Source organism: Thermodesulfovibrionales bacterium (genome assembly GCA_035622735.1).
Taxonomy (GTDB): domain Bacteria; phylum Nitrospirota; class Thermodesulfovibrionia; order Thermodesulfovibrionales; family UBA9159; genus DASPUT01.
The window spans coordinates 1-3,159 of record DASPUT010000046.1; the positions used below are offsets into that span (position 1 = coordinate 1).

The following is a 3,159-nucleotide window of genomic DNA, read 5'->3' on the forward strand; positions in this document are numbered from 1 at the left end:
ATTCACCGGAGGCAATAAATTCATGCCGTGCTTTTGTGTGAAGGGCATACCAACGTTGCGTCTCGTTCATCGTCCCCTCCTTAGAGGGCGGTTCGCGATCCTGAATTCCTCAGCGCGATGTCTCATAGTGAGGAATTTGACCCTAAACAAGGTTGTAGCCTTCCTGAATTTCGTGTTCACCGCTCATGACCTGCTGTACCAGGGATTTAAACTTTTCGTAATCGAGAGGCTTGATCATGCAGTAGGAATCAGCAAAATCGTCAAGTATGTCGATAAGCTTCCCGTCAATGTTATCGGAAAGTATTATGGTCGGGAGGTTGCTCTTCTTTATTTCAGGAAGGAGAGAGGCACCATAGGGATAGCTCGTCACAACCAATCCATATTCATTCGTATTCAGACCAGCCCGCAGGTCCTCAACGGCACGAGCAATCTCGGCGCCGTATCCTGCGTTATCAAGGAGAGCAGAGCAGATGCGTGAGAATCCATGCTCGTCGATGATGAGGATTCTCTTCCTTTGAGCTGCCATGCACTCTTGAGAGCAAGATTGATACCTGGAAAGGAATAGGCGGTTTCTACCCGTTTAGCCGATGATTATTCTCTTATGGGTTGTCTCCTTTGGAAACAGAAATCTTCGATTTTTGAATTTAATGCCATTATTCATTGTAGCTTTAGGACACAGTAAAATCAGAAAAGCACAAAAAATGAAATATATTTAATAATTCTCTTGTTCCCTTTGGATACAGTTCTTATGAAAAGGAACAAAAAATCGAATTAGGCAGGACCTGATTCCTTTATCGTATAGCCGGAAAGGCCCATTAAAGGGTATCGGACTCTTTGAGTCTCTTATATAATGCTTTTCTCGATATACCGAGTGTTTTGGCCGCCTTTGACTTGTTCCCGCTGCAATCGCGAAGTACTTCCTTTACCGCTTCTATTTCTATCTCCTTCAGTGTCTTGCCTGACTGAGCGGGTTCTCTCTTACCCAAGAGGCAGCGCAACTCTTCAGGCAGCTCCCGCGCCGTAACCTCGCTTCCTTTCGCGAGAACGACCGCTCTCTCAATAGTGTTCTTCAGTTGCCTGATATTCCCGGGCCAGTCGTATCTCTGTAATATCCTCATTACGTCGTCTGAAATCGTCAACATCTTCTTATTCCTAACGCAGAATTCCCTGACAAATTCAGTCACGAGAAGGGGGATATCATCCTTTTTTTCCCTGAGTGGCGGTAGGTCTATTCGTACGACGTTTATTCTGTAATAGAGGTCTTCTCTGAAATGCTTTGTCTGTACCTCCCTCTGAAGATCACGATTCGTGGAAGATATGACTCGAAATTCCACCTTGATCCTTTTGCTGCTCCCCAGGCGCTCGATCTCCCTTTCCTGAAGTACTCTAAGGAGTTTCGCCTGCAAAGGTGCCTCAAGCTCGCCAATCTCGTCGAGGAATATCGTGCCGCCTGAGGCTTCCTCGAACCGTCCGATTCTCCTTCCCGTGGCACCGGTATACGCTCCTTTCTCATATCCGAAGAGTTCGGACTCCATGAGGTCCCTCGGTATCGCAGCACAGTTCACCGCGATGAAAGGCTTATCCGATCTTGTGCTGCTGTAATGTAATGCCCTCGCAATGAGCTCCTTCCCCGTACCCGTTTCCCCGCAGATAAGGACACTGCTCGTCGAATCTCTCACATCCTCCACCGTTTTGAATATCTTCCGCATTTCCGGGGTGTTCGTCACGATGAGAGACTTCTCGTTTCCGTTTGAAAGACCCTTCTCCGCGAGATCGAGTGCCCTCTTGAGCTGCCGTTGTTTAACCGCCCGGGCAAGAGTACTCTTCAGTTTGTGGTAATCAGGAGGTTTGATAAAATAATAAAAAGCCCCCCGGGTTATGGCGGAAACAGCTGATTCAACCGACCCAAACGCCGTCAGGAAAATAACCGGAATATGGGGATGGCTTTCAGTGATATATTCAAAGAATTGCATGCCGTCCTTACCGGGCATCTTCAGATCCGTGATGATCGCGTCCACATCCTTGCTGCTCACGAGACTGGTTGCGCCATCAACGTCCCTCGATTCGAAGACTCTGTACCCGTCCTCTGAGAGTATGGCGGAGAGGACCCTGAGGGCGTTGGGTTCGTCGTCTATGATGAGGATGTCGCCCTTGCCGTCGACGCTCATGCCCTTTCCCCGTTTCTGATGGGGAGATATAACATCACCGTGCTCCCTTGCCCCTTCTTGCTTCTGATCTCGAGATGGCCGCCATAGTACTGAAGGATTTCGCGGGTGATAAAGAGGCCGAATCCCCGCCCAGTCTCCTTGGGCGATAGGGAAAGTCTGTCAATGATATTCTGCGCCATGCCCGGTCCGGTATCTCTGATCTCGATAACGACAAAATCGGTTCCCGAGCGTTCTTCTTTCCCGGTCTTAACGGTGAGCTGGCCGTCGGAGCGCATCGCCTCCAGGGCATTGTTAATAACATTGAGGATCGCCTGCTCAATTTGAAAGGCGTTGACCATAATGGGGGGGATGTCCCCATATTCATAGACCATGCGAATATTATAGGCATGTGCCTGAAGGCAGGTGACCGCCTCTATCTTCTTCAACAATGCGTTAAGGTCTGTCAGGGAAGCCCCTGCGCCGGAAATTGATGTGCTGAGGAAGAGCGATATGAAATTGTCGAGCCGCGCTATCTCTTCGTTGATTATCCCGGCAAATTCAACGAGGGCAGGCTCCTTGGCGTATTTTTCGCTGAGAAAGACAACCGCACCCTTAATCGCATTTAAGGGATTTCTTACCCCATGGGCAAGCGCTGAGGCCGTCTTCCCGATGTCGATGAAGAGCTGTGAATTTCTGAGACCCCGTACGGCAGAGCAGGGCGACAGGTTGAAAATGGTAACCTTCGCTCCTGTGACCTTTCTCATTGTCCTGAGAGGTTCGATTCGTATGCCTGCGCTGAAGTGATCCATGGGGCATTGAAAATGATATTCATCCAGAATGAGCTTCCGGTTCTTTTCGAGCGCCCATGTCACGGAATCTCTGTCGGAAGAAGATATCCGCGGGAATACTTCGTAGTATTTCCTGCCCACGGCAGAAGAGGGGGTCTTACCGGTGAGCTTAGATATCTCCTCTCCCCACGAATTGATACGCAACCCGACATCCACAGAAAAAG

At 49.4% G+C, this 3,159-nt stretch carries 3 protein-coding genes; all 3 read right to left on the minus strand.

The window, feature by feature from the left end; all coding sequences use genetic code 11:
- Window positions 1–142: 142 nt before the first annotated feature.
- Window positions 143–526, minus strand: coding sequence for a hypothetical protein (locus VEI96_02465; protein HXX56849.1), 384 nt, complete (start codon window positions 524–526; stop codon window positions 143–145).
- A gap of 289 nt (window positions 527–815) precedes the next feature.
- Window positions 816–2,168 (minus strand): sigma-54 dependent transcriptional regulator, encoded by a 1,353-nt coding sequence (locus tag VEI96_02470; protein ID HXX56850.1) that lies wholly within the window; start codon window positions 2,166–2,168, stop codon window positions 816–818.
- A partial coding sequence (locus VEI96_02475) for an ATP-binding protein (GenBank protein ID HXX56851.1) occupies window positions 2,165–3,159 on the minus strand: 995 nt, incomplete at its 5' end. The genes VEI96_02475 and VEI96_02470, both read right to left, overlap by 4 nt.

What these genes read in the sequence shown, in the direction of transcription:
- VEI96_02470 (HXX56850.1), bottom strand. Translation starts at nt 2,168, where the DNA reads ATGAGCGTCGACGGCAAGGGCGACATCCTCATCATAGACGACGAACCC.
- VEI96_02465 (HXX56849.1), bottom strand. Translation starts at nt 526, where the DNA reads ATGGCAGCTCAAAGGAAGAGAATCCTCATCATCGACGAGCATGGATTC.